General features: G+C 62.1%; 22 protein-coding genes and 4 tRNA genes. 14 read left to right on the top strand and 12 right to left on the bottom strand.

All coding sequences use genetic code 11. From position 1 onward, the window contains the following. Window positions 1-14: 14 nt before the first annotated feature. Window positions 15-2,183: a mechanosensitive ion channel family protein gene (locus BTN82_RS21340; protein WP_075121080.1), complete on the top strand. Its 2,169-nt coding sequence runs from the start codon at window positions 15-17 to the stop codon at window positions 2,181-2,183. A gap of 89 nt (window positions 2,184-2,272) precedes the next feature. Here BTN82_RS21340 and phnR read toward each other — a convergent pair whose 3' ends face one another. Further along, complete coding sequence (phnR, locus tag BTN82_RS21345; RefSeq protein WP_075121081.1) at window positions 2,273-2,986, bottom strand: phosphonate utilization transcriptional regulator PhnR; 714 nt, start codon at window positions 2,984-2,986, stop codon at window positions 2,273-2,275. A gap of 350 nt (window positions 2,987-3,336) precedes the next feature. On the opposite strand from phnR, the gene BTN82_RS21350 reads away from it, so the two are divergent. The 6 genes from BTN82_RS21350 (at window position 3,337) to BTN82_RS21375 (ending at window position 8,646) form a co-directional block, all read left to right on the top strand. Next, window positions 3,337-4,404, top strand: coding sequence for an ABC transporter substrate-binding protein (locus BTN82_RS21350; protein ID WP_075121082.1), 1,068 nt, complete (start codon window positions 3,337-3,339; stop codon window positions 4,402-4,404). A gap of 114 nt (window positions 4,405-4,518) precedes the next feature. Further along, complete coding sequence (locus BTN82_RS21355) at window positions 4,519-5,325, top strand: alkaline phosphatase family protein (RefSeq protein WP_075121083.1); 807 nt, start codon at window positions 4,519-4,521, stop codon at window positions 5,323-5,325. Continuing rightward, window positions 5,304-6,167 (top strand): ABC transporter permease, encoded by an 864-nt coding sequence (locus tag BTN82_RS21360; protein ID WP_186828427.1) that lies wholly within the window; start codon window positions 5,304-5,306, stop codon window positions 6,165-6,167. Before BTN82_RS21355 ends, BTN82_RS21360 begins: the two co-directional genes overlap by 22 nt. Further along, a complete protein-coding gene (locus BTN82_RS21365) occupies window positions 6,154-6,954 on the top strand; it encodes an ABC transporter permease (RefSeq protein ID WP_075121085.1) in 801 nt (266 codons plus the stop codon). Before BTN82_RS21360 ends, BTN82_RS21365 begins: the two co-directional genes overlap by 14 nt. Then, on the top strand, window positions 6,951-7,955 hold the full coding sequence (locus BTN82_RS21370) for an ABC transporter ATP-binding protein (RefSeq protein ID WP_075121086.1): 1,005 nt from the start codon (window positions 6,951-6,953) through the stop codon (window positions 7,953-7,955). Before BTN82_RS21365 ends, BTN82_RS21370 begins: the two co-directional genes overlap by 4 nt. 37 nt (window positions 7,956-7,992) lie before the next feature. Then, complete coding sequence (locus BTN82_RS21375) at window positions 7,993-8,646, top strand: HAD family hydrolase (protein WP_075121087.1); 654 nt, start codon at window positions 7,993-7,995, stop codon at window positions 8,644-8,646. Between the two features lie 94 nt (window positions 8,647-8,740). Here the strand turns inward: BTN82_RS21375 and BTN82_RS21380 are convergent, their stop codons facing one another. Continuing rightward, a complete protein-coding gene (locus tag BTN82_RS21380) occupies window positions 8,741-9,703 on the bottom strand; it encodes a zinc-binding dehydrogenase (RefSeq protein WP_075121088.1) in 963 nt (320 codons plus the stop codon). A gap of 138 nt (window positions 9,704-9,841) precedes the next feature. Between BTN82_RS21380 and BTN82_RS21385 the strand changes: the two genes are divergently transcribed. Both BTN82_RS21385 and BTN82_RS21390 read left to right on the top strand, forming a co-directional pair. Then, window positions 9,842-11,926: a carboxy terminal-processing peptidase gene (locus BTN82_RS21385; protein WP_186828428.1), complete on the top strand. Its 2,085-nt coding sequence runs from the start codon at window positions 9,842-9,844 to the stop codon at window positions 11,924-11,926. A gap of 132 nt (window positions 11,927-12,058) precedes the next feature. Beyond that, window positions 12,059-13,870, top strand: a complete 1,812-nt coding sequence (locus BTN82_RS21390; RefSeq protein WP_075121090.1) for a bifunctional diguanylate cyclase/phosphodiesterase — start codon at window positions 12,059-12,061, stop codon at window positions 13,868-13,870. Here BTN82_RS21390 and BTN82_RS21395 read toward each other — a convergent pair. The 5 genes from BTN82_RS21395 to BTN82_RS21415 all read right to left on the bottom strand — a co-directional run bounded on the left by BTN82_RS21395 (window position 13,815) and on the right by BTN82_RS21415 (window position 16,515). After that, window positions 13,815-14,237: an SEL1-like repeat protein gene (locus BTN82_RS21395; protein ID WP_075121091.1), complete on the bottom strand. Its 423-nt coding sequence runs from the start codon at window positions 14,235-14,237 to the stop codon at window positions 13,815-13,817. The genes BTN82_RS21390 and BTN82_RS21395 overlap by 56 nt on opposite strands. Next, window positions 14,238-14,609: a hypothetical protein gene (locus BTN82_RS21400; protein ID WP_003179080.1), complete on the bottom strand. Its 372-nt coding sequence runs from the start codon at window positions 14,607-14,609 to the stop codon at window positions 14,238-14,240. Beyond that, window positions 14,606-14,947, bottom strand: a complete 342-nt coding sequence (locus BTN82_RS21405; protein ID WP_075121373.1) for a multiprotein-bridging factor 1 family protein — start codon at window positions 14,945-14,947, stop codon at window positions 14,606-14,608. The genes BTN82_RS21400 and BTN82_RS21405 overlap by 4 nt, the downstream gene beginning before the upstream one ends. 111 nt (window positions 14,948-15,058) lie before the next feature. Beyond that, window positions 15,059-15,514, bottom strand: coding sequence for a YkvA family protein (locus BTN82_RS21410; RefSeq protein WP_075121092.1), 456 nt, complete (start codon window positions 15,512-15,514; stop codon window positions 15,059-15,061). Window positions 15,515-15,801: 287 nt separating this feature from the next. Next, window positions 15,802-16,515, bottom strand: a complete 714-nt coding sequence (locus BTN82_RS21415) for an FKBP-type peptidyl-prolyl cis-trans isomerase (protein ID WP_075121093.1) — start codon at window positions 16,513-16,515, stop codon at window positions 15,802-15,804. Window positions 16,516-16,784: 269 nt separating this feature from the next. Between BTN82_RS21415 and BTN82_RS21420 the strand changes: the two genes are divergently transcribed. Both BTN82_RS21420 and BTN82_RS21425 read left to right on the top strand, forming a co-directional pair. After that, window positions 16,785-18,593 carry a di-heme-cytochrome C peroxidase gene (locus tag BTN82_RS21420; RefSeq protein ID WP_075121374.1) on the top strand — a complete coding sequence of 603 codons (1,809 nt, stop codon included), beginning with the start codon at window positions 16,785-16,787 and terminating at the stop codon, window positions 18,591-18,593. Between the two features lie 28 nt (window positions 18,594-18,621). Continuing rightward, window positions 18,622-19,758, top strand: coding sequence for a catalase family protein (locus tag BTN82_RS21425; RefSeq protein WP_075121094.1), 1,137 nt, complete (start codon window positions 18,622-18,624; stop codon window positions 19,756-19,758). A gap of 129 nt (window positions 19,759-19,887) precedes the next feature. Here BTN82_RS21425 and BTN82_RS21430 read toward each other — a convergent pair. From BTN82_RS21430 to BTN82_RS21445, 4 genes are all read right to left on the bottom strand, one after another. Beyond that, a tRNA-Asp gene (locus BTN82_RS21430) sits at window positions 19,888-19,964 on the bottom strand. Between the two features lie 15 nt (window positions 19,965-19,979). Further along, window positions 19,980-20,055 (bottom strand) — tRNA-Val (locus BTN82_RS21435). A 187-nt stretch (window positions 20,056-20,242) separates the two neighbouring features. After that, window positions 20,243-20,319: transfer RNA gene (locus BTN82_RS21440), tRNA-Asp, on the bottom strand. Window positions 20,320-20,338: 19 nt separating this feature from the next. Continuing rightward, a tRNA-Val gene (locus BTN82_RS21445) sits at window positions 20,339-20,414 on the bottom strand. 160 nt (window positions 20,415-20,574) lie between these two features. Here BTN82_RS21445 and rdgC point away from each other — a divergent pair. The 3 genes from rdgC to sugE all read left to right on the top strand — a co-directional run bounded on the left by rdgC (window position 20,575) and on the right by sugE (window position 23,016). Continuing rightward, on the top strand, window positions 20,575-21,495 hold the full coding sequence (rdgC, locus tag BTN82_RS21450) for a recombination-associated protein RdgC (protein ID WP_075121095.1): 921 nt from the start codon (window positions 20,575-20,577) through the stop codon (window positions 21,493-21,495). Window positions 21,496-21,614: 119 nt separating this feature from the next. Then, on the top strand, window positions 21,615-22,580 hold the full coding sequence (locus BTN82_RS21455; protein ID WP_075121096.1) for a bile acid:sodium symporter family protein: 966 nt from the start codon (window positions 21,615-21,617) through the stop codon (window positions 22,578-22,580). Window positions 22,581-22,698: 118 nt separating this feature from the next. Then, on the top strand, window positions 22,699-23,016 hold the full coding sequence (sugE, locus tag BTN82_RS21460; RefSeq protein ID WP_075121097.1) for a quaternary ammonium compound efflux SMR transporter SugE: 318 nt from the start codon (window positions 22,699-22,701) through the stop codon (window positions 23,014-23,016). 68 nt (window positions 23,017-23,084) lie between these two features. Here the strand turns inward: sugE and BTN82_RS21465 are convergent, their stop codons facing one another. Then, window positions 23,085-24,959 (bottom strand): MFS transporter, encoded by a 1,875-nt coding sequence (locus BTN82_RS21465; protein ID WP_075121098.1) that lies wholly within the window; start codon window positions 24,957-24,959, stop codon window positions 23,085-23,087. Between the last annotated feature and the right edge of the window lie 46 nt (window positions 24,960-25,005).

A 25,005-nucleotide genomic window follows, 5' to 3' on the forward strand; every position in this document is an offset into this window, starting at 1 on the left:
AGGTTGACCGCCCAGTGTTCGCTCGTCTTTCCGCTCTGCGCTATTGCCTGTTTCTTTGTCTTCTGACACTGCTGCCGCTGTCATCGGCCCAGGCGGTGGGTTTGCCGGGGCTGCTCAATACCGGCAAGGCCCAGCCACAAGCCGAGCAACCCTTGGGGCAATCGCTGGACGAGGTGATCAAGTCCCTGGAAAACGACCAGCAACGCACCCAGTTGCTGAACGACCTGAAAAAACTCCGCGACGCCTCGAAAAAAGCCCAGACGCCTGCCGAAGAAGGCGTGCTCGGCCTGATCGGCGGCACCCTGTCCAGCTTCGAAAAACAGTTCTCCGGCGCCGACAGCCCGATCACCCGCTGGTCGAGCGAGTTCGACCAGGCCCAGGACGAGCTGTCGGCCCTGATGCTGCCAGCCAGCGAATGGCTGCCGATCATCTTCGCCTTCGCCCTGATCCTGATGGTCTGGAGCCTGCTGGCCGCCGCGCTGATCTGGCTCAGCCACCGCGTGCGCGAGCGTTTCGGCCTCACCGAGGAATTGCCGCAACACCCCAAGACCTGGGACCTGCTGCGCTTTGCCCTGCGCAAACTGGGGCCCTGGCTGATCGCGCTGATCATGACCGTGTACATGACCTACAAACTGCCGTCGTCCCTGGGCAAGGACCTGGCCATGGTCCTGGCGTATGCGCTGGTGGTCGGCACCTGTTTCTCGGCGATCTGCGTGATTGCCTTTTCCGTGCTGGATGGTCCCAATCGCCACCGCGCGCTGTATATCCTGCGGCGCCAGGCCTTCCGCCCGCTGTGGCTGATCGGCAGTTTCGCCGCCTTCGGCGAAGCCTTGAGCGACCCGCGGCTGATCGCCAGCCTCGGCAGCCACCTGGCGCATACCGCGGCCACCTTCGCCAATGTGATGGCGGCCTTGTCCACCGGGGTGTTCATCCTGCGTTTTCGCCGGCCGATCGCCCACCTGATCCGCAACCAGCCGCTGTCGCGACGCCTGACCCGCCGCGCCCTGAGCGACACCATCGAAATCATCGGCACCTTCTGGTACCTGCCGGCGCTGGTGCTGGTCGGCATTTCGCTGTTCGCCACCTTCATCTCCGCCGGCGACACCAGCACCGCCCTGCGCCAGTCGCTGATCTGCACCGTGCTGCTGGTGTTGTGCATGGTGATCAACGGCTTGGTACGCCGCCACGCCCTCAAGCCGCAGCGCGGGCACAAGCGCCACGCCCTGTATTCCGAGCGCCTGAAAAGCTTCTTCTACACCCTCGCCCACCTGCTGGTGTGGCTGGTGTTCATCGAGCTCGGCCTGCGGGTCTGGGGCCTGTCGCTGATCCGCTTCACCGAAGGCGACGGCCATGAAATCAGCGTCAAGCTGTTCGGCCTCGGCGGCACGCTGCTGTTCGCCTGGCTGGTCTGGATTCTCAGCGACACCGCGGTGCACCACGCCCTGACCCGCTCGCGCAAGGGCCTGGCCAACGCCCGGGCGCAAACCATGATGCCGCTGATCCGTAACGTGCTGTTCGTGGCGATCTTCATCATTGGCCTGATCGTCGCCCTGGCGAATATGGGCATGAACGTCACGCCGCTGCTGGCCGGTGCCGGTGTGATCGGCCTGGCCATCGGTTTTGGCGCGCAGTCGCTGGTGGCGGACCTGATCACCGGCCTGTTCATCATCATCGAAGACTCCCTGGCCATCGACGACTACGTGGACGTCGGCGGCCACCTGGGCACCGTCGAGGGCCTGACTATCCGCACCGTGCGCCTGCGCGACATCGACGGCATCGTGCACACCATTCCGTTCAGCGAAATCAAGAGCATCAAGAACTACTCCCGGGAGTTCGGCTACGCGATCTTCCGGGTGGCCATTCCGTACAACATGGACATCGACGACGCCATCAAGCTGATGCGCGATGTCGGCCAGAAGATGCGCAGCGATCCGCTGCAACGACGCAATATCTGGTCGCCGCTAGAGTTCCAGGGGGTGGAAAGCTTCGAGTCCGGCAACGCGATTCTGCGCGCCCGCTTCAAGACCGCGCCAATCAAGCAATGGGAAGTGTCGCGGGCCTTCAACCTGTCCCTCAAGCGTCATCTCGACGAAGCCGGGATGGACCTGGCCACGCCGCGCATGAGCGTGCAGGTGATCACCGCCGGCGGCGGCGCGGAAAAAGACGTCCCACCGCCGCTGTAGGAGCGAGCGTGCTCGCGATTACGGTGGTGAATCCGCAAGGCGGCCTGCGGCCTATCGCGAGCAAGCTCGCTCCTACAGAAGAGGCGATGTCAGATGACGTCGACACCGACGTGGATCGCGTCGTGGCGCCAGAACTCGATATCGCAGTCGATCAGCCGCTCGTGCTGGTCGTAATTGACCCGGGCGATCCGCAGCCCGGGGCTGCCCGTCGAAACCCTCAACGCTGCCGCGGCCTCCATCGGCAGGGAGGTCGGCACGATCTCGAAGCGCACCCGGCCGTAATGCAGGTCGTAGTGGCGCGCATACAGCTCGGTAATCGACTGGTTCAGATCGAATTGCAGGATCCCCGGAAAGTACTGCGGGTTGAGGTAATGCTCGACATACAGCACCAGGCGCTCGTCGATGCGCCGCGCCCGGCAGATCTGGATCACGCTGGACAACGCCGGCAGTTGCAACCAGGCACAGACCGCCGCCGAAGCCGGTTGCAGGCGCGCTGAAAGCACCTCGGTGGACGGCACCCGCCCCTGGGCGCTGACCATCGCGTGGAAATGGCTGCGCTGCATCAGGTTATAGGCCAGGCGCGGCGGCGAGACGAACCAGCCGCGCCGCTCCTCGCGGTAGATCTGCCCCTGGGCCTCCAACTGCAACAAGGCTTCGCGCACGGTGATCCGGGTGGTGTCGAACAACTCGCTGAGCTTGCGCTCGGCCGGCAGCTTGCTGCCAGGCGCCAGCAGCCCGTGGTCGATCTGTTCTTGCAGGACCTGCCCAATGGCTGTCACCGCCTTGACTGCCTCTTCGCGCATCAACGTTACCTATCTGGACTAGACCAGCACCATTTCAGGGCAAATCTCGCCTGAAAAGGGCCTTCATATTTCATCGCCAGCCTAGGCAATGCATATGACTGACAGATGACAAAGCCGCCGAACGGCCGCGCCAGACGCCTGCAATTCGCTGGCCAAGTCCTTTCATATCAGCTGTTTAGCCTTGGTCTACGCTTATCTCGCCAGCCCTGGCCTGCCGCCCGAAAGCTCATTGCGGGAGTGATACCGACATCAAAGTGTCATCCAGCCGGCTTAAATTGGCTCAGGTATTGCTGACCTAGACCAATAACGTAAAACACACGCAGCGTTGAACACGCCCAAAGGAGCTTCGGATGAAACAGCTTTTCCTAGCATCACTGTTAGGCTCGACCATCGCCCTGTGCACTGCCGCCATGGCCGCTGATACCGACTTGAAGACCCTCGAAGCCGCGGCCAAGGCCGAAGGCGCCGTCAACAGCGTCGGCATGCCCGACGACTGGGCCAACTGGAAAGGGACCTGGGAAGACCTGGCCAAGCACTACGGCCTCAAGCACATCGACACCGACATGAGCTCGGCCCAGGAGATCGCCAAGTTCGCCGCCGAGAAAGACAACGCCAGCGCCGATATCGGCGACGTGGGAGCGGCCTTCGGCCCGATCGCGGTCAAGCAGGGCGTGGTCCAGCCGTACAAGCCGAGCACCTGGGAACAGGTCCCGGCCTGGGCCAAGGACAAGGACGGCAACTGGGCCCTGGCCTACACCGGCACCATCGCCTTCATCATCAACAAGAAGCTGCTGCACGGCTCCGAAGCGCCGAAAAGCTGGGCCGACCTGGAGAAAGGCAAGTACAAGGTTTCCATCGGCGACGTGAGCACCGCCGCCCAGGCCGCCAACGGCGTGCTGGCCGCGGCCATCGCCAAGGGTGGCGATGAAAAGAACATCCAGCCCGCGCTGCTGATGTTCGCCGAAATCGCCAAGCAGGGTCGCCTGTCGCTGGCCAACCCGACTATCGCCACCATGGAAAAGGGTGAAGTGGAAGTCGGCGTGGTCTGGGACTTCAACGGCCTGAGCTACCGCAACAAGATGGTCAACAAGGACGACTACATCGTGCTGATCCCGTCGGACGGCTCGGTGATCTCCGGCTACACCACCATCATCAACAAATACGCCAAGCATCCCAACGCGGCCAAACTGGCTCGCGAATACATCTTCAGCGATGCCGGCCAGATCAACCTGGCGCGCGGCAATGCCCGGCCGATCCGCGCCGAGCACCTGACCCTGCCGGCCGATGTCCAGGCCAACCTGCTGCCCAACGAGCAATACAAGAAAGTCACCCCGATCAAGGACGCCGACGCCTGGGAGAAAACCTCCAAGGGCCTGCCGCAGAAGTGGCAGGAAGAAGTGATCATCAACATGCAATAAACCCCCGCCCCCTGTAGGAGCCAGCTTGCTCGCGATCGCGTTCTGTCAGCCACAACGCTTCGCGAGCAAGCTCGCTCCTACAGGTGTTTTATTGCCTTGCGGAGTCCTCGCCCCATGCCCCACAACGTCATCCTTGTCGTGCTCGACGGCCTCAACTACGAGGTCGCCCGCCATGCCATGGGACATCTTCAAGCCTACGTCGGCGCAGGACGCGCAGCGCTGTACACACTGGAATGCGAACTGCCGGCCCTGTCCCGACCGCTCTACGAATGTATCCTCACCGGGGTGCCGCCGATCGACAGCGGCATCGTGCACAACAACGTCTCGCGCCTGTCCAACCAGCGCAGCATTTTCCACTACGCCCGCGCCGCCGGGCTCGGCACCGCCGCCGCGGCCTACCATTGGGTCAGCGAGCTGTACAACCGCTCGCCGTTCGAGGCCGACCGGGACCGCCACACCGACGACCCTGCGCTGCCGATCCAACACGGGCATTTCTACTGGGACGACCATTACCCCGATTCCCACCTGTTCGCCGACGCCGAACACCTGCGGCTGCGCCACGCGCCGAACTTTCTGCTGGTGCACCCGATGAACATCGACGACGCCGGGCACAAGCACGGCCTCGACAGCGCGCAATACCGCAACAGTGCCCGCTCGGCCGACATCGCCCTCGCCCACTACCTGCAAGGCTGGCTCGACGCCGGCTACCAGGTGCTGGTGACCGCCGACCACGGCATGAACAACGATCGCTCGCACAACGGCTTGCTGGCCGAGGAACGGCAAGTGCCGCTGTTCGTCCTTGGCGACGCCTTCAGTTTCAGCGCCGCCGCCACGCCGAAGCAGACCGAACTGTGTGGCACGGTCTGCGAGTTGCTCGGCGTGCCCCACGACAAACCTGCATGCCGGGAGTTGCTGAAGTGAATGCACTCACCCGCGGCAAATGGCTGGCGATCCTCTGCCTGCTGCCCTTTGCCCTGTTCTTTATCGTGTTCCAGATCGCCCCGCTGTTCTGGGTACTGGTCAACAGCCTGCAATCGGAAGAGTTCGGTTGGGGCCTGGCCAACTTCACCAAGATCTTCAGCTCGAAGTTCTACCTGCAAGCCATCCAGTACAGCCTGGAAATCAGCTTCTGGTCGAGCGTGTTCGGCATCGTCATCGCGATTCTCGGCAGCTACTCGCTGCGCCGGGTCGACTCGAAGCTGCGCAACTTCGTCAACGCCTTCGCCAACATGACCAGCAACTTCGCCGGCGTCCCCCTGGCGTTCGCCTTCATCATCCTGCTGGGCTTCAACGGCAGCATCACCATCCTGCTCAAGCAGGCGGGGATCATTCAGGACTTCAACCTGTACTCCAAGACCGGCCTGATCATCCTCTACACCTACTTCCAGATCCCCCTGGGCGTGCTGTTGCTCTACCCCGCCTTCGACGCCCTGCGCGAAGACTGGCGCGAGTCCGCCGCACTGCTCGGCGCCAGCGGCTGGCAGTTCTGGCGGCATATCGGCCTGCCGGTGCTGACCCCGGCGTTGCTCGGCACCTTCGTGATCCTGCTGGCCAACGCCCTGGGCGCCTACGCCACGGTCTATGCGCTGACCACCGGCAACTTCAACGTGCTGCCGATCCGTATCGCCGCCATGGTATCCGGCGACATCTCGCTGGACCCGAACATGGCCAGCGCCCTGGCCGTGGTCCTGGTGGCGCTGATGACCCTGGTGACCATCGTCCATCAGTTGCTGCTGAAGAGGAGCTACCATGTCTCGCGCTGAACCCGGCTCCGCCGCCCTCTACCACCGAATCGTGGTCTACCTGCTGTTCGCCATCCTGTTGCTGCCCCTGGCCGGCACCCTGGTCTACTCCATCGCCAGCAGCTGGTCGGCGACCATCCTGCCCAGCGGCTTTACCTTCAAGTGGTACATCCAGCTGTGGAGCGACCCGCGCTTCCTCAATGCCTTCGGCCAGTCGCTTCTGGTCTGCGTCGGCGCGCTGATCCTCTCGGTGGTGCTGATCCTGCCACTGCTGTTCGTGGTGCATTACCACTTCCCGCGGCTCGACGCGCTGATGAACATCCTGATCCTGCTGCCGTTCGCGGTCCCGCCGGTGGTGTCCTCGGTGGGCCTGTTGCAACTCTACGGCTCGGGCCCGTTCGCCATGGTTGGCACGCCGTGGATCCTGGTCGGCTGCTACTTCACCGTGGCCCTGCCCTTCATGTACCGGGCGATCACCAACAACCTGCAGGCGATCAACCTGCGCGACCTGATGGACGCCGCCCAATTGCTGGGCGCCAGTACCTGGCAGGCGGCGTTCCTGGTGGTGCTGCCAAACCTGCGCAAGGGTCTGATGGTCGCCCTGCTGCTGTCGTTTTCGTTCCTGTTCGGCGAGTTCGTGTTCGCCAATATCCTGGTCGGTACCCGCTACGAGACCCTGCAGGTCTACCTGAACAACATGCGCAACAGCAGCGGCCATTTCACCAGCGCCCTGGTGATTTCCTACTTCTTCTTCGTGCTGGTCCTGACCTGGGCCGCCAACATCCTGAACAAGGACAAGAGCCAATGAGCTACGTCAGCGTCCAACACCTGCAGAAGAGCTACGCCGCCTCGGGGCATGCCGGCACCCCGGTATTCAGCGACATCAACTGCGAAATCCACAAAGGCGAATTCGTCACCCTGCTCGGCCCGTCCGGCTGCGGCAAGTCCACCCTGCTGCGCTGCATCGCCGGCCTGACCTCGGTGGATGCCGGCCAGATCCTCCTCGACGGCCACGACATCGTGCCGCTGAGCCCGCAGAAGCGCGGGATCGGCATGGTGTTCCAGAGCTATGCGCTGTTCCCCAACATGACCGTGGAGCAGAACGTGGCGTTCGGTTTGCGCATGCAGAAGGTCAATGCCGACGAGAGCCGCAAGCGCGTGCTCGAAGCCTTGCGCCTGGTGGAACTGCACGACTTTGCCAGCCGCTATCCCCATCAACTGTCCGGCGGCCAGTGCCAGCGCGTGGCCCTGGCCCGCTCGCTGGTGACCCGTCCACGGCTGTTGCTGCTGGACGAACCGCTGTCGGCGCTGGACGCACGGATCCGCAAGCACCTGCGCGAGCAGATCCGGCAGATCCAGCGCGAATTGGGCCTGACCACAATTTTCGTGACCCACGACCAGGAAGAAGCGCTGACCATGTCCGACCGCATCTTCCTGATGAACCAGGGCCGGATCGTCCAGAGCGGCGACGCCGAGACGCTCTACACCGCGCCGGTGGATGTGTTCGCCGCCGGCTTCATCGGCAACTACAACCTGCTGGACGCCGAAAGCGCCAGCAAGTTGCTGCAACGGCCGGTCAGCGGGCGCATCGCGATTCGCCCCGAAGCCATCGAGCTGCGCAAGGACGGCGAAGCCGACGCGCAGATCCGCAGCCACAGCCTGCTGGGCAACGTGATCCGCTACCGGGTCGAGGCTCGCGGTGTGGAGCTGGTGGTGGATGTGCTGAACCGTTCGCCCGACGACTTGCATCCCGACGGTCAGCGCCTGGCACTTTCCATCGATCCCACGGCCCTCTGTGAGGTAGCCTGATGACTTTGACGCCAACGATTAAGAGAGAGCGGTACTAATGGCCCTGGCAATTTTTGATCTGGACGAAACCCTGATCCACGGCGACTGCGCCACCCTCTGGAGCGAACAGATGGCGCGACTGGGCTGGGTCGACGGCGAGTCGTTCATGCGCCGCAACAACGAACTGATGGACGCCTACAGCCACGGCAAGCTGAAGATGGAAGAGTTCATGGCCTTCAGCCTGGAACCGCTAGCCGGCCGCACGCCCGAAGAGGTCGAACATCTGGTCGGCCCCTGGGTCGAGGACGTGATCGAACCGATCATTTTCAGCGAAGCCTGCAAGGCCATCGCCGAACACCGCAAGGCCGGCGACCGGATCCTGGTGATTTCGGCCTCGGGTACTCATCTGGTCAAGCCCATTGCCGAACGCCTGGGTATCGACGAAGTCCTCGGCATCGAGCTTGAAGTGCTGCACGGCGTCTATAGCGGCCATACCCTGGGCACCCTGACCTACCGCGAAGGCAAGGTCACCCGCCTGCTGGAGTGGCTGGATGCCGAAGAAGAAAATCTCGAGGGCGCAAGCTTCTATTCCGACTCGCGCAACGATTTGCCGTTGCTGCTGAAGGTCGACTACCCGCACGTCGTCAACCCGGACCCGGTGCTGCGCGAGCACGCGGAACAGGCCGGCTGGCCGATTCATCAATGGAAATAGGTTGCGCCTGATGAACCTGATCGCGAGCAAGCTCGCTCCTACATAAGGCGAATCCCTGTAGGAGCGAGCTTGCTCGCGAGAGCGCTCTAAACCATCACACCAACGTCTCGTCGATCACCAGCACCAGCTTGCCCGACACCTGATTGGTCGCCAGCTCGGCGAAGGCCGCCTCGGCGTCCTTGATCGGGAAGGTCACGGCCAGTTGCGGGCTCAGGCGCCCTTCGGCGAACAGCGGCCAGACCTGCTGGCTGAGATCGCGGAACAGATCGGCCTTGAACTGCTCGTCGCGACTGCGCAGGGTCGAGCCCAGCAACTGGATGCGCTTGCCGAGGATCTGCGCCAGGTCCAACTGGGCCTCGCGCCCGCCCATCAACCCAATCAGCACCCAGCGCCCATCCACGGCCAACAGCTTGACGTTCTGCGCCGCATAGTTGGCGCCGACCGGGTCGAGGATCACGTCGAACGGCCCGAAGTCCCGCAGGCTTTCCAGGCCGTCGGTACGCACCACGCCGCCCTGGGCGCCCAGCGCTTCGCAGTAGGCCAGGCGGTCGGCGGAACCGACGCTGACCCAGCACGGGTTGCCGAACGCCTTGCACAGCTGGATCGCCGCCGAACCGACGCCGCTGGCACCGGCATGCAGCAAGACCTTTTCCCCCGGCTTGAGGGCCGCCAGTTGAAACAGATTCAGCCAGGCGGTGCTGTAGACCTCGGGCAAGGCCGCCGCTTCCGCCAGGGACAAGCCTTCAGGCACCGGCAGCACATGGCGCGCGTCGACCACCACTTCCTCGGCCATGCCGCCGCCAGCCAACAGCGCGCAGACCCGATCGCCGATCTGCCACGCGGAACCCGGGCCAACCTCGCTGATAACCCCGGAGCACTCCAGGCCCAATACCTTGCTGGCACCGGGTGGTGGCGGATAGAGCCCGGCCCTTTGCAACAGGTCGGCCCGGTTCAGCCCCGCAGCCGCCACACGAATTCGGACTTGTCCTACGTCGCACGTCGGACTCGGCTCTTCAACCCACTCCACATGACCTTCAACGCCTTGCAATGCTTTCACAGTGCCTCCATAGTGAGTCTGGACTGAGCCCGGAGCTGTAGCACCGGGCTTTTTGCATTATGCGACCGGCCCTTGTGGAACCGGCGACTTCAAAGACGGCCTAATATGCGTTATCAATTGCCCCCGCGTCGAATCAGCATGAAGCATTTGTTCCCCAGCACCGCCCTCGCTCTTTTCATTGGTCTCGGCCTGTTGCCGATGTCGACCAATTCGTTCGCAGCCAATAGCTGGGACAAACTTCAGCCCGATCGCGACGAGGTGATTGCCAGCCTGAATGTCGTCGAGTTGCTCAAGCGTCATCACTACAGCAAGCCACCTCTGGACGACGCGCGCTCGGCGATCATCTACGACAGCTACCTGAAGCTGCTGGACCCGTCGCGCAGTTACTTCATGGCCAGCGATATCGCGGAATTCGACAAGTGGAAAACCCAGTTCGACGACTTCCTCAAAAGCGGTGACCTGAACGCCGGCTTCACCATCTACAAGCGCTATCTGGACCGCGTCAAGGCGCGCCTGGACTTCGCCCTGGCCGAGCTGGACAAAGGCGTCGACAAGTTCGATTTCACCACCAAGGAAACCCTGCTGATCGATCGCAAGGACGCGCCGTGGCTCAAGACCACCGCCGAACTCGACGATCTGTGGCGCAAGCGCGTCAAGGACGAAGTCCTGCGCATGAAGATCGCCGGCAAGGAACCCAAGCAGATCCAGGAAACCCTGACCAAGCGCTACAAGAACCAGTTGGCGCGCCTGGACCAGACCCGTGCCGAAGACATCTTCCAGGCCTACATCAACACCTTTGCCATGTCCTACGACCCGCACACCAACTATCTGTCACCGGATAACGCGGAAAACTTCGACATCAACATGAGCCTGTCGCTGGAAGGCATCGGCGCCGTGCTGCAAAGCGACAACGACCAGGTCAAGGTCGTGCGCCTGGTGCCGGCCGGCCCTGCGGACAAGACCAAGCAAGTGGCCCCGGCGGACAAGATCATTGGCGTAGCCCAGGGCGACAAGGAAATGGTCGACGTGGTCGGCTGGCGCCTGGACGAAGTAGTCAAGCTGATCCGCGGCCCGAAAGGCTCGGTGGTACGCCTGGAAGTCATTCCGGCGAGCAACGCGCCGAACGACCAGACCAGCAAGATCGTCTCCATCACCCGCGAAGCGGTGAAGCTCGAGGAACAGGCGGCGAAGAAGTCGATCCTCAACCTCAAGCAGGACGGCAAGGACTACAAGCTCGGGGTGATCGAGATCCCGGCCTTCTACCTGGACTTCAAGGCCTTCCGTGCCGGCGATCCGGACTACAAGAGCACCACCCGCGACGTGAAGAAGCTGCTGACCGAGTTGCAGAAAGACAAGGTCGACGGCGTGGTCATCGACCTGCGCAACAACGGCGGCGGCTCCCTGCAGGAAGCCACCGAGCTGACCAGCCTGTTCATCGACAAGGGCCCTACCGTACTGGTGCGCAACGCCGACGGCCGGGTCGATGTACTGGAAGATGAAAACCCCGGCGCCTTCTACAAGGGCCCGATGGCGCTGCTGGTCAACCGCCTCTCGGCGTCGGCTTCGGAGATTTTCGCCGGGGCGATGCAGGACTATCACCGCGCGCTGATCATCGGTGGCCAGACCTTCGGCAAAGGCACCGTGCAAACCATCCAGCCACTGAACCATGGCGAGCTGAAACTGACCCTGGCCAAGTTCTACCGGGTTTCCGGGCAGAGCACCCAGCATCAGGGCGTACTGCCGGACATCGATTACCCGTCGATCATCGACACCAAGGAAATCGGCGAAAGCGCACTGCCCGAAGCCATGCCGTGGGACACCATCCGCCCAGCCATCAAGCCGGCGGTGGATCCGTTCAAGCCGTTCCTCGCGCAACTGAAATCCGAGCATGACCTGCGCTCGGCCAAGGACGCCGAGTTCGTCTTCATCCGCGACAAGCTGGCCCTGGCCAAGAAGCTGATGGCCGAGAAGACCGTCAGCCTCAACGAAGCCGAGCGTCGGGCGCAGCATGCCGACATCGAGGCCAAGCAACTGGCGCTGGAAAACATCCGCCGCAAAGCCAAGGGCGAAGAGCCGCTCAAGGAACTGAAGAAGGAAGACGACGACGCCATCGCGGCCGCCGATCCGGACAAGACCAAGCCGGAAGACGATGCCTACCTGAGCGAAACCGGGCGTATCCTTCTCGATTACCTGAAGCTCAACACTGCGGTTGCCAAGCACTGACGCAATGGCAATTTAATGCCGACGCTCCTCGGAGCGTCATCATACAGTCATCATTCTGTCGTGAAATAAAGGACCGGGCGCAGCTCTAGAACCAAGAGCTCGCCCGGTCCTTTTTTATCGACAGAGATCACCATGACCACGACCGAACAGCTGAGTGCCTTGAGTTCAATCCTGGCTCAAAGCGGTTTGCACAGCCTGTTCCAACCGATCATCTGCCTCTCCGAACGGCGCATCCTCGGCTACGAAGCCCTGAGTCGCGGCCCGTCCAACAGCCCCCTGCACTCCCCCGTCGCCCTGTTTGCCGTGGCCCGCCAGGCCGGACGCCTCAGCGAGCTGGAAATCGCCTGCCGCCAGAGCGCCTGCAAGCACTTCAGCGAGCAGCAACTGCCCGGCAAGCTGTTTCTCAACGTCTCTCCGGAATCCCTGCTGGAGACCACCCACCAACCCGGTCGGACCTTGCAACTGTTGCAAGACTTCGGGATTCCACCAAGCCAGGTGGTGATCGAACTCACCGAGCAAACACCGATCGACGACTTCCAATTGCTGCAAAACGCGCTGCACCATTATCGGGACATGGGGTTCTCGATCGCCCTGGACGACCTCGGCGCCGGCTATTCGAGCTTGCGCCTGTGGTCCGAGCTGCGCCCGGACTACGTGAAGATCGACCGACACTTCATCGACGGCATCCATCAGGACGCCCTCAAGCGCGAGTTCGTCGGCTCAATCCTGCAAATAGCCAAGGCTTCGCGCGCCCAAGTCATCGCCGAAGGGATCGAAGTCATGGAAGAACTGGAGGTGCTCACGGAAATGGGCGTCGACCTGCTGCAAGGTTACCTGCTCTGTCGCCCTCAGGAGCAACCGCCCCGCGATGGTCGCGGCCTGCTGCCCAGACGCGAAAACACCAGCACAACGCTCAACGACGAAGGCAGCGACCTCAGCGCCCTGCTCAACGAACAACCGGCGGTAACCCGGGACACGCCGACAGCCACGGTGCTGGAGGCCTTCCGACGCCAGGCCAACCTCAACTCCCTGGCAGTACTCGACCCGCAGGGACAACCTTGTGGCATCGTGCATCGCCATTCGCTGTCAAACGCCCTGCTCAAACCCTTCGCCACCGACCTGTTTGCCCGCAAACCCATCAGCCGCCTGATGAACGATGACTTCCTGGCGGTGGAGCTCAGCCAGTCCCTGCAGCAGGTCAGCCGATTGATCACCAGTCGTGCCAGGCAACGGATCGAAGAGGATTTCATCATTACCCTCAATGGCGGTTACCTGGGCCTGGGGCGGGTGATCGACGTACTCAAGTTGATTACCGAACTGAAGATCCAGCAGGCACGCTACGCCAACCCCCTGACCCTGCTGCCTGGCAACGTGCCAATCCAGCAATGCCTGACCCACCTGCTGCAACAAGGGCGCGAGTCGCTGATCTGCTATGTGGATATCGACAGCTTCAAGCCCTTCAACGACATCTATGGCTACGGCCGTGGCGATGAGGTGCTGTTGTGCCTGGCGCAGTGCCTGAATGACCGGGTGGACCCGAGCCGCGACTTCGTCGGCCATATCGGCGGCGACGACTTTCTCCTGGTGCTGGGTCCCGAGGATTGGCAAAAACGCTTGAGCCAGCTGCTGGACGACTTCCATAGCCAGTGCCGGCGCTTCTACCGCAGCGAACACCTGGAAGCCGGGTGCTTCATCGCCCCCAACCGCCAGGGCGTCCGCCAGGAGTTCGCCTTGCTATCACTGTCCATCGGCGTGGTGCACCTGTATCCCCAGGCCTGTGGACAACTCGACGCCAGCCACCTGGCCGAACTGGCGTCGCAAGCCAAGCACCACGCCAAGAACGTGCCGGGGTACAGCATTCATGTGATCGACAGCCGAGAAGTAGCCTTTACCGCTGATGAGGCTCGTGTAGCGGACCCGACGGATTCAGCTGCGCCAGCTTGACCTCGGCCAAGGGATGACCGGCCTTCGCCGCCAGCGTCCACCAACGGGCTGCTTCGGCAGGGTCCGCAGCCTTGCTGGGCGAACCGGCCAGGCTGATGACGCCCACCTGGTAGGCCGCCTTGCCGTCCCCGGCGAGCGCCGCCAGACGCAACAGGCGTATGCCTTCCTCGCGAGCTCCCAGGCCCTGGCCCCGAAAGGTCAGGATATGCCCATAAAAGCTCTGCGCACCGACATCACCCAGGTTCGCCATGCGCGCCAGCTGTCCCTCCAGCCAGTGCCAGCCTCGGGGTTGGCGGACAAACCAGGACCAATGAAACAACCGACGGGCCAGCCAGTAACCGACCCGTGCCTTGAGGCGCCAGAACATTCAGGCCTCCGCCGATTCGGGGTATTCGTACTCGAACACACGCACCACTTCCGAGGCGTGCCACGACGCGGCCGCCACCCCGTCGGACGGTCCGGAAAAACGCCCGAGGCGCTCCACACACTCGAAAAAACCGGTGCGCGGCAAACGGCTCGCCCCCTGGCTGATCACCAGCGAGCTGCGCAGTGGCTGCTCCGCACGGGCATCCAGCGCGGCCAGGTGTTCGAGGGCCGCGGTGAGGGTCTGCATGGCGGGGCTGGGTAGCTGCAAGCGCTCAAGCAGAGCGCGATAGGTCAAAAGATGGCGTTGCCGACGGGCCTGGTCGAGTTCACCCAACAGGCCGTCCCAGTGTTGACGACTGATCCTTACGCTCACGATTCATCCCTCCAACCCGGAACCGTCAATTCCCAGGCCAGGCTGCGGCGTATCGCGGCGTCCGGTTGACGCTCACCGCTTTCGATCATGGCCAGATAAGACGGACTGATACCTACCGTACGGGCAAGCGCCTCGATGGCGATCCCCTTGGCTTCACGCAAACTGCGGAGTTGATCCAGACCGGGAAGCGGCTGGTCGGTTGTGGTCGCGATAGGTGCCTTGGCTTCTCGCGAAGATTGATCGGTGATACCTGCTGCTTTTAGCAACGCCTGATACTGAGCCCATGGCAGCACCGCGTACTCGGGCTCGCCATCGCGTGCAATTATCTGAATATCCATTACTACCCCGTAGGACAACGACACATAACGAGTCGGACTTTTCCTTATGAAGTGTAATCCTAACAGTCACTAAGGTCGCGGGGGCATCGATGTGTTGGATCCCGATTTATCTCAGTTTCTTTTCGGGCCTTCCAGTTGCAGTTGTTCCCGGGTATCGGGCAGTCGCTCGACCACCGCCAGCTTCTGCGGACTCTGGCGATTGCGCCAGGCACGAAACGCACTGAGCTCGCCATCCAGGGTTTTCATGATCCAGGCCAGAACGGCAATATCGTCGAGCATGCCGAACATCGGCAGGAAGTCCGGAATGGCATCCACCGGGCTGAGGAAGTACATCAGGCCGGCGACCACCGACAACAACGCCTTGGGGCTGATGGCACGATACTCGCCGCGCCAGTAGGCCAGGCACAAGGCTTGCAGCAGGCGCAGGTCGTCCTTGAGCTTGCCAAGCCGGCCACCCTGCTGGGTGCCCTTGCTGGCCACGGCGAACAACAGCGTAGGCAGCCGGCCACGGCTGAGCAGGCGGCCGGCCAGGGGTAGGAAACGGGCAAAATTCCAGGGCGCTTTCATCGTCACTCCCACTGAAATGTTATCCACACAAATTGTGGATAACCTTGTGAACAGAGCCGCTTTTCACAGCTGAAAGCCCCGTTTTACAAGGGCTCGGCTCAGATCGGGCGTTTTTTACTCACATAAAAAAACCCATTATTTCATTGACTTGGCAGCCTCGTGCGGCTAGCCATGGCGCGTCCTGTTAAGACTATGCCCTCTGCCGCCAGTTCGCATTTTTTCCCGCCGACACGCAGATACGACAACGCCCCGTGAGGACGGGGCGTTGTCGTTGAACCAGCCAAACGTTACTTGGCGTCGTCTTGTTTCGCTGGATCCTTGATACCCAGCAGTTCCAGCTCGAACACCAGAACCGAGTTGGCCGGAATGGCCGGGCTCGGGCTCTGTGCGCCGTAGGCCAGATCGCTTGGGATGTACAGCTTGTACTTCTCGCCGACGTGCATCAACTGCAGGCCTTCGACCCAACCTGGGATCACGCCGCTGACCGGCAGATCGATCGGACTGCCGCGCTCGACCGAGCTGTCGAATACGGTGCCGTTGGTGAGGGTGCCGGTGTAGTGGACAGTCACCACGTCGGTTGGCTTGGGCTGGGCGCCATCGGCTTTTTTCAATACTTCGTATTGCAGGCCGGAGGCGGTAGTGGTCACGCCAGCCTTCTTGCCGTTTTCTTCGAGGAATTTCTTGCCGGCGGCTGCCGACTCTTCGCTGACCTTGGCCATGCGCTCTTCGGCACGCTTTTGCAGCGCCGCGAAGGCTTCGACCAGTTCGTCGTCTTTCAGCTTCTGTTCTTTCTTGCCGATGGCATCTTCGATGCCCTGGGCTACCGCTTTGGAATCCAGGTCATCCATACCTTCCTGGGCAAGGCTTTTGCCCATGTTCAGGCCGATACCATAGGAAGCTTTCTGCGCCGGGGTTTTCAGCTCCACGCTGGTCTGCGAGTCACAACCCGCGAGTACCAGGCTAACCAGGGCTACCGCCGCCGCTAACCGATGCTGTTTCATGCTATTTCCTTGTTCATGCGCCTAAAGGGCAATCGAGTAAAGCCGCGAGCTTATCAGGCCGCCACGACCAATGGCTACCGGCATGAGAGCCGGATTAACCCGATAAGTTCACGTGTTTAAAAGCATTTCGCCAGCCATGGCATCGCGTGCGAAAAGCCACCCCTGCGGACACGCGGAATGAGGCTCGGCTGACATCTGACGTAATGGCCACTTGTCCGGCAGTTTGCCCTGAGGCATAACGGAGCCATAACTCGACAAGGATGTTTATCTTGCGCCTCTTATCCCGTGTTCTGCTCCTGATCCTCGCCCTGGCCGGCATTGCCCTGGCGGCGGCCCTGTACTACGTCGCCAACCCGACATTGCCCGACTACGTGCCTCCCCAACAGGTGCACTACCAGGATCAATGGAGCGCCGCCGACCGCCAGACCTACTACTTCACGCCTCAAGGCACTCAAGTGAAGGGCCTGCGGTACGAGTGGTTCGCCGCCCTGGAGCTACCCTTCTCCACCGAACGCTTCGCCGCGCCGCAGTACCTGGCCCGCTTCGGCTTCCTGGTCGACCCGGCGCAGCAGGCCAGCGTCGACAATCCGGCGAACCTGCCGGTCGGCTTCACCCGTCATCAGAACCCAGGCGAGACACAGCAGTACCTGGACATCACCTGCGCCGCTTGCCACACCGGCGAACTGCGCTACAAGCAGCAAGCGCTGCGGATCGACGGCGGTTCGGCGCGACATGTCTTGCCTTCCAGCGTGCCCACATTGCGCGGCGGCAGCTTCGGCCAGGCCCTCGTCGCCAGCCTGGCGTCGACCTACTACAACCCATGGAAATTCGAGCGCTTCGCCCGCACCGTGCTGGGCCAGAACTACGACGCTGAACGCGAACAACTGCACAAGGACGTCAAGACGTCGCTGGACACCTTCCTGCGCGTCGCCTGGAACGACACCCATCGCGGCCTCTACCCCACCGAGGAAGGCCCCGGACGCACCGACGCCTTTGGCCGGATCGCCAATGCCAGCTTCGGCGACGCCATTTCCCCCGACAACTATAGGGTGGCCAACGCGCCGGTGGACTACCCCCAGCTGTGGGACATCTGGACCTTCGACTGGGTCCAGTGGAACGGCTCGGCCCAGCAGCCCATGGCGCGCAATATCGGTGAGGCGTTGGGGGTCGGCGCGACCCTGAACTTCTTCGATGCCCAGGGCCAGCCGCTCAAGGGCGATGCCCGGTACCCGTCGAGCGTGCGGGTGCGCGACCTCAATCGCATCGAAGAAACCTTGCAGCGACTGAAACCGCCGAGCTGGCCCGAAGCACTGTTCGGCAACATCGACAAAACCCTGGCCGCCAAAGGGCGAACGCTGTTCGCCGAAAACTGCGCGGGCTGCCATGTCCCGGCAATTACCGAAAGCAACGGGCGGCCCGTACAACAACTGAAGATGCTGCCAGTGGCGGTGATCGGCACCGACCCCAACACCGCCAACAATATTGCCGACCAACGCTACGACCTGAGCGCATTGCAATGGGATGCCGCCGAGCTGGCCCAATCGAACGTCCAACTGCACCCTGCGCCCGGCGAACCGCTGGACATGCGCCAACTGTCCGCGGCCAAGGGCCTGGCCTATGTCACGGCCTTCGTCGAGGAACGCGCCTACCGCGACGCGAAGGTGACTCCTGCAGAACGGCCGCGACTCGACGGCTACGGCCTGCCGATCGGCGTGCGCGAATTGCGCGCCTACAAGGCACGTCCCCTGGCCGGGGTCTGGGCCACCCCGCCGTTCCTGCATAACGGTTCGGTTCCCAGCCTTTACCAATTGCTTTCGCCTCAAGCCGAACGCGCCGGCACCTTCTATAAAGGCACCTTCGAATACGACCCGCAGCACCTGGGCTACCGTACCGAACCGTTCAAGAACGGCTTCCTGTTCGATACCCGGATCAGCGGCAACCACAACAGCGGCCATGAATTCCGTGCCGGCAAACGCGGTAACGGAGTGATCGGCCGCCTGCTGCTGCCCGAGGAGCGCTGGGCGCTGCTGGAGTACCTGAAAGTCCTGGGCGGCCCGCTGGAGGCGCAATTGCCATGACCGTGGCATTCATCAAGAGGAGCGTTTCATGCTGATCGCCCTGTGGCTGCGCCTCGGCGCCCTGCTGCTCAAGACACTCCTGCTGCTGGCACTCGTTGCCCTGCTCGGCTGGGCGCTGAACAGCGCCTGGTCGATCTGGCGCTATCAGGGACCGGTCTCGACCGAAGAACAGATCCCGCCCGGCGAAGCCGCCATGACCCAGGACATCATCCAGACCGCTGTCCGCATCGTCGATCAGCACCGGGATAACACCCGTTACCTGCGCGACGCCCATGCCAAAGCCCATGGTTGCGTGAAAGCCGAGGTCCAGGTGCTCGACCCGCTGGCAGCGCCGCTGCGCCAAGGCGTGTTCGCCGAACCCGGCAAGACCTGGCAGGCCGTGGTGCGGCTCTCCAACGGCAATGCCTATCCGCAGTTCGACAGCATTCGCGATGCCCGCGGGATGGCGATCAAGTTGTTGAACGTGCCCGGCCCTCAGTTATTGAAAGACCAACAGAGCCGTGGCGAACAGGATTTCGTGATGTTCAACCATCCGAACTTCTTCGTCAGCGATGTCGCCGAGTACCGGCAGAATATCGCCGCACAGGCGGACGGGAAAAAGATCGGGGCGTTTTTCCCCGGCTGGGATCCACGCACCTGGCAGGTCCGTCACCTGTTCATTGCCCTGGCGACGCTGGCGCCGCCTCCGGCCAGCCCGACGCAAACCCGCTATTTTTCGGTATCGCCTTACAAGCTCGGCACCGCCAACGCCAAGTTCCGCGTCGTACCTGATCCGGACAGCTGCCCGGCCTACACCCTCCCCGCACAAAACCAGGCCCTGCCCAACTTCCTGCGCAATGCCCTGAACCAGCAATTGTCGACCGATCGTGTGCCGGCCTGCTTTGTATTGCAGGTACAACGCCAGGACCCAAGCCGCTACATGCCCATCGAAGACACCAGCATCGAATGGCGAGAAAGCGATGCGCCCTTCGAAAGCGTGGCACGGATCAAGGTCCCCGCCCAGGACTTCGATACCCCGCAGCAGAACCTGCAATGCGACAACCTGTCCTTCAACCCCTGGTTCGGGCTGGAAGCGCATCGCCCTGTCGGCGGTATCAACCGCCTGCGCAAGGCGGTCTACGAAGCAGTCAGCGACTACCGCCACAGCCGCAACGCCGAGCAGTGATCCATAAACGAAAAAAGCGGCCACCAGGGCCGCTTTTCCAGGGAGCATTCATCCCCCCAGACAGCAAAAAGCCCGCGTTAGCGGGCTTTCTGTGATGAGTTGGCGTTCAGTATTCCAACTCATCGAATATGGCGCAGCGGACGGGACTCGAACCCGCGACCCCCGGCGTGACAGGCCGGTATTCTAACCGACTGAACTACCGCTGCGCGTAGCGCTGAAAGTGGTGGGTGATGACGGGATCGAACCGCCGACATTCTGCTTGTAAGGCAGACGCTCTCCCAGCTGAGCTAATCACCCTTTACCTTCGTTGCGGGGCGCATTATTACACAGAAATTCATAACGTGCTGATTTAAATAATAAAATTATCAAAAAAAGCTGAATTTCGATGCGCCATGTACCCACGCAATAAACACAGGCACAAAAAAGCCCGCGTTAGCGGGCTTTCCGTGATGACCTGGCGTTCAGTGTTCCAGATCATCGAATATGGCGCAGCGGACGGGACTCGAACCCGCGACCCCCGGCGTGACAGGCCGGTATTCTAACCGACTGAACTACCGCTGCGCGTAACACTGAAAGCGAATGGTGGGTGATGACGGGATCGAACCGCCGACATTCTGCTTGTAAGGCAGACGCTCTCCCGGCTGAGCTAATCACCCTTCACGTTCGGTGTGGCGCGCATTCTACGGAGCGTCCCCTACTCTGGCAAGCACTTTTTAAAATAATTTTTTCAGGCCTTCCAAAGGCTTAGCGGAGGGTTGGCCTATGGAGCTGCGCGGAGAATAATGCCCCCCTTTGTATAAAGGAGAGACTCACCCCATGTGGTTCAAGAACCTGCTTGTCTATCGACTGACCCAAGATCTGCCTGTTGATGCGCAGGCGCTGGAAACCGCACTCGCCACCAAACTGGCGCGTCCATGTGCAAGCCAGGAGCTGACCACTTACGGTTTCGTCGCGCCGTTCGGCAAAGGCGAAGATGCCCCGCTGGTCCATGTCAGCCAGGACTTCATGCTGGTGGCAGCGCGCAAGGAAGAGCGCATCCTGCCGGGCAGCGTGGTACGCGACGCCGTCAAGGAAAAGGTCGAAGAGATCGAAGCCGAGCAGATGCGCAAGGTCTATAAAAAGGAACGCGACCAGATCAAGGACGAAATCATCCAGGCGTTCCTGCCGCGCGCCTTTATCCGCCGCTCCTCGACATTCGCCGCCATCGCGCCGAAACAAGGGCTGATCCTGGTCAACTCGGCCAGCCCGAAACGCGCCGAAGACCTGCTCTCCACCCTGCGCGAAGTGCTCGGCACCCTGCCTGTGCGGCCGCTGACCGTAAAAACTGCGCCGACCGCGATCATGACCGACTGGGTGAAGACCCAACAGGCCGCCGACGACTTCTTCGTGCTCGACGAGTGCGAGCTGCGCGATACCCACGAAGATGGCGGCATCGTCCGTTGCAAGCGCCAGGACCTGACCAGCGAAGAAATCCAGCTGCACCTGAGCACTGGCAAAGTGGTCACCCAGCTGTCGCTGGCCTGGCAGGAAAAACTGTCCTTCATGCTCGACGACAAAATGACCGTCAAGCGCCTGAAGTTCGAGGACCTGCTGCAGGATCAGGCGGAACAGGACGGTGGCGATGAAGCCCTCGGCCAGCTGGATGCCAGCTTCACCCTGATGATGCTGACTTTCGGCGACTTCCTCCCGGCGCTGTTCGAGGCCTTGGGCGGCGAGGAGATTCCGCAAGGTATCTGACGCCTGTCATCCCCCTGCTGGGCGGCCACTGACGCTATCGCGAGCAAGCTTCGCTCCTGCAGGGGTATTTCGGACGCCACCGCTTTTCGGTGGCGTTTTCATACAAGAAGGAACAGGCCATGCGTGCACTGGCAGCATTGAGTCGTTTTGTCGGCAATACCTTTGCCTACTGGGTACTGATTTTCGCGGTGCTGGCGTTCTTGCAACCGGGCTGGTTCATCGGCCTCAAGGGCGCCATCGTGCCACTGTTGGGCCTGGTGATGTTCGGCATGGGCCTGACCCTGAAACTCGAAGACTTCGCCGAAGTCGCTCGCCATCCCTGGCGCGTGGCCCTGGGCGTGGTCGCGCACTTCGTGATCATGCCGGGCATGGCCTGGTTGCTATGCCAGGTTTTTCAACTGCCGCCGGAAATCGCCGTCGGCGTGATCCTGGTCGGCTGCTGCCCGAGCGGCACGTCGTCGAATGTCATGACCTGGCTGGCCCGTGGCGACCTGGCGCTGTCAGTGGCGATCGCCGCCGTCACCACCCTGCTTGCCCCGCTGCTGACGCCGGCGCTGATCTGGCTGCTGGCCTCGGCCTGGCTGCCGGTTTCGTTCATGGAGTTGTTCTGGTCGATCCTGCAAGTGGTGCTGCTGCCGATCGTGCTCGGCGTCGTGGCCCAGCGCGTGCTTGGCGCACGGGTACGACATGCGGTGGAGGTATTGCCGCTGGTGTCGGTGGTCAGCATCGTGATCATCGTCGCCGCCGTGGTAGCCGCCAGCCAGGCGAAAATCGCCGAATCCGGCCTGCTGATCATGGCCGTGGTGATGCTGCACAACAGCTTCGGTTACCTGCTGGGGTATTTCACCGGCCGCCTGTTCAAGCTACCGCTGGCGCAACGCAAGTCCCTGGCCCTGGAAGTCGGCATGCAGAACTCCGGCCTCGGCGCCGCCCTGGCCAGCGCGCACTTCTCGCCCCTGGCGGCGGTACCCAGCGCGCTATTCAGTGTCTGGCACAACATTTCCGGGGCGCTGCTCTCGACCTGGTTCCGCCGCATGAGCGAAAAGAACGAACCCGCCCCAGCCGCTCAGCCAACCGGCGACTGAGATGAGTGCTTGATCCCCGGATTAATGATGGGCACTATACTGCGCAACGCGGGGACGACCTCGCGGCTCGATCGAGTCATTAACCTGGGGACGACCCCGTCAATCGATGGAGGTCATCATGTCCTGGATCATTCTGTTTTTTGCCGGCCTGTTTGAAGTGGGCTGGGCCGTCGGCCTCAAGTACACCGACGGTTTCAGCCGCCCTCTCCCTACTGTCCTGACCGTTGCCGCCATGGCGGTCAGCCTCGGCTTGCTGGGGCTGGCCATGAAGGAACTGCCGCTGGGCACGGCCTATGCGATCTGGACCGGTGTCGGCGCGGTCGGCACCGTGATCGCCGGGATCATTCTGTTCGGCGAGTCCATGGCGCTGTTCCGCATCGCCAGCGTGGCGCTGATCATTGCCGGTTTGATCGGCTTGAAGGTCAGCGCGAGCTGATCTTCCAGGTAGAACGCCCCTGAAAAAACGCCCACGACTCCGTGGGCGTTTTTGTATCCGCGAAAAATCTAGCGAACCGCGCCGCGCAATTCGCCTACCAGGGCTTGCAAGCGAGCCGGTTCGGCGGCATCGGCCGCTACCGCCGGGCCGGCCACCAGGGTCACCCGCGACCACAGGCGATGGAACCACCCCTTGTTCGGATCGCGACTGAAAAAACTCCCCCACAGCCCTTGCAGCGCCAGCGGAATTACCGGCACCGGGGTCTCTTCGAGAATCCGCGTCAGACCGCCCTTGAACTCATTGATCTGGCCATCGGCGGTCAACTTGCCCTCCGGGAAGATGCACACCAGCTCGCCGTCCTTGAGGTAGCGAGCGATTTTCGTGAAGGCCTTTTCGTAGATCTGGATGTCTTCGTGGCGCCCGGCAATCGGAATGGTCCCGGCGGTACGGAAGATGAAGTTGAGCACCGGCAGGTTGTAGATCTTGTAATACATCACGAAACGAATCGGCCGCCGCACTGCCCCGCCGATCAGCAAGGCATCGACGAACGACACGTGATTGCACACCAGCAGGGCCGCGCCTTCATCGGGAATCGCCTCCAGGTTGCGGTGCTCGACCCGGTACATGGAATGGCTGAGCAGCCAGATCATGAAACGCATGCTGAATTCGGGAACGATCTTGAAGATGTAGGCGTTGACCAGGACGTTCAGCAGCGACACCACCAGGAACAGTTGCGGGATCGACAGTTTGGCCAGGCTCAGCAAGACGATCGAAACGATCGCCGACACCACCATGAACAGCGCATTGAGAATGTTGTTCGCGGCAATCACCCGCGCCCGCTCATGCTCCGGGGTGCGCGACTGAATCAGCGCGTACAGCGGCACGATATAGAAGCCGCCAAAGATCCCCAGCCCGAGAATATCGATCAGCACCCACCAGGCGTGGGCGAACCCCAGCACCTCGATCCAGCCGTAACCCGCTTCGCTCGCCGGGATCCCGCCGGAATGCCACCACAGCAGCAGGCCGAACACCGTCAGGCCGAACGAGCCGAACGGCACCAGGCCGATTTCGACCTTACGCCCCGAGAGCTTCTCGCAGAGCATGGAACCGGCGGCGATCCCCACGGAGAACACGGTGAGAATCAGCGTGACCACCGTCTCGTCGCCATGCATCCACTCCTTGGCGTAGGCCGGGATCTGCGTCAGGTAGATGGCGCCGACGAACCAGAACCAGGAGTTGCCGACGATCGAGCGCGATACCGCGGGCGTCTGCCCCAGACCCAGGCGCAGGGTGGCCCAGGACTGGCTGAAGATATTCCAGTTCAGGCGCAGATCCGGGGTGGCCGCCGCGGCCCGGGGGATGCTCCGGCTGGCGAGGTAGCCGAGCACCGCGACGCCGATGATCGCGGTCGAGACCACCGGTGCGTAATGCGCGGAGGACATCATGATTCCGGCACCAATGGTCCCGGCGAGAATCGCCAGGAACGTGCCCATTTCCACCAGGCCGTTGCCACCGACCAACTCTTCCTCGCGCAGCGCCTGGGGCAGGATCGAGTATTTGACCGGGCCGAACAGCGCCGAATGCGTGCCCATGGCGAACAGCGCCAACAGCATCAGCGACAAGTGGTCGAAGACAAAACCCACCGCCCCCACCGCCATGATCGCGATCTCGCCGAGCTTGATCAGGCGGATCAGCGCGTCCTTGGCGAACTTTTCGCCGAATTGCCCAGCCAGCGCCGAAAACAGGAAGAACGGCAGGATAAACAGCAAGGCGCAGAGGTTGACCCAGATCGAGCGGTCGCCCTCGATGGCCAGCTTGTAGAGAATGGCGAGGATCAGCGACTGCTTGAAAATATTGTCGTTGAACGCACCGAGGGACTGAGTAATGAAGAACGGCAAGAAACGCCGCGTACGAAGCAAGCTGAACTGCGAGGGGTGACTCATCTTCCATGTCCCTGAGTGGCGTGGATGCTGTTATTGGAATATCGAT

Origin of the sequence: Pseudomonas chlororaphis, assembly GCF_001921865.1 — a bacterium.
GTDB classification, from domain to species: domain Bacteria; phylum Pseudomonadota; class Gammaproteobacteria; order Pseudomonadales; family Pseudomonadaceae; genus Aquipseudomonas; species Aquipseudomonas chlororaphis_D.

What these genes read in the sequence shown, in the direction of transcription:
- phnR (WP_075121081.1), bottom strand. Translation starts at nt 2,986, where the DNA reads ATGCGCGAAGAGGCAGTCAAGGCGGTGACAGCCATTGGGCAGGTCCTG.
- BTN82_RS21350 (WP_075121082.1), top strand. Translation starts at nt 3,337, where the DNA reads ATGAAACAGCTTTTCCTAGCATCACTGTTAGGCTCGACCATCGCCCTG.
- BTN82_RS21355 (WP_075121083.1), top strand. Translation starts at nt 4,519, where the DNA reads ATGCCCCACAACGTCATCCTTGTCGTGCTCGACGGCCTCAACTACGAG.
- BTN82_RS21360 (WP_186828427.1), top strand. Translation starts at nt 5,304, where the DNA reads ATGCCGGGAGTTGCTGAAGTGAATGCACTCACCCGCGGCAAATGGCTG.
- BTN82_RS21365 (WP_075121085.1), top strand. Translation starts at nt 6,154, where the DNA reads ATGTCTCGCGCTGAACCCGGCTCCGCCGCCCTCTACCACCGAATCGTG.
- BTN82_RS21370 (WP_075121086.1), top strand. Translation starts at nt 6,951, where the DNA reads ATGAGCTACGTCAGCGTCCAACACCTGCAGAAGAGCTACGCCGCCTCG.
- BTN82_RS21375 (WP_075121087.1), top strand. Translation starts at nt 7,993, where the DNA reads ATGGCCCTGGCAATTTTTGATCTGGACGAAACCCTGATCCACGGCGAC.
- BTN82_RS21385 (WP_186828428.1), top strand. Translation starts at nt 9,842, where the DNA reads ATGAAGCATTTGTTCCCCAGCACCGCCCTCGCTCTTTTCATTGGTCTC.
- BTN82_RS21390 (WP_075121090.1), top strand. Translation starts at nt 12,059, where the DNA reads ATGACCACGACCGAACAGCTGAGTGCCTTGAGTTCAATCCTGGCTCAA.
- BTN82_RS21395 (WP_075121091.1), bottom strand. Translation starts at nt 14,237, where the DNA reads ATGTTCTGGCGCCTCAAGGCACGGGTCGGTTACTGGCTGGCCCGTCGG.
- BTN82_RS21405 (WP_075121373.1), bottom strand. Translation starts at nt 14,947, where the DNA reads ATGGATATTCAGATAATTGCACGCGATGGCGAGCCCGAGTACGCGGTG.
- BTN82_RS21410 (WP_075121092.1), bottom strand. Translation starts at nt 15,514, where the DNA reads ATGAAAGCGCCCTGGAATTTTGCCCGTTTCCTACCCCTGGCCGGCCGC.
- BTN82_RS21415 (WP_075121093.1), bottom strand. Translation starts at nt 16,515, where the DNA reads ATGAAACAGCATCGGTTAGCGGCGGCGGTAGCCCTGGTTAGCCTGGTA.
- BTN82_RS21425 (WP_075121094.1), top strand. Translation starts at nt 18,622, where the DNA reads ATGCTGATCGCCCTGTGGCTGCGCCTCGGCGCCCTGCTGCTCAAGACA.
- rdgC (WP_075121095.1), top strand. Translation starts at nt 20,575, where the DNA reads ATGTGGTTCAAGAACCTGCTTGTCTATCGACTGACCCAAGATCTGCCT.
- BTN82_RS21455 (WP_075121096.1), top strand. Translation starts at nt 21,615, where the DNA reads ATGCGTGCACTGGCAGCATTGAGTCGTTTTGTCGGCAATACCTTTGCC.
- sugE (WP_075121097.1), top strand. Translation starts at nt 22,699, where the DNA reads ATGTCCTGGATCATTCTGTTTTTTGCCGGCCTGTTTGAAGTGGGCTGG.
- BTN82_RS21465 (WP_075121098.1), bottom strand. Translation starts at nt 24,959, where the DNA reads ATGAGTCACCCCTCGCAGTTCAGCTTGCTTCGTACGCGGCGTTTCTTG.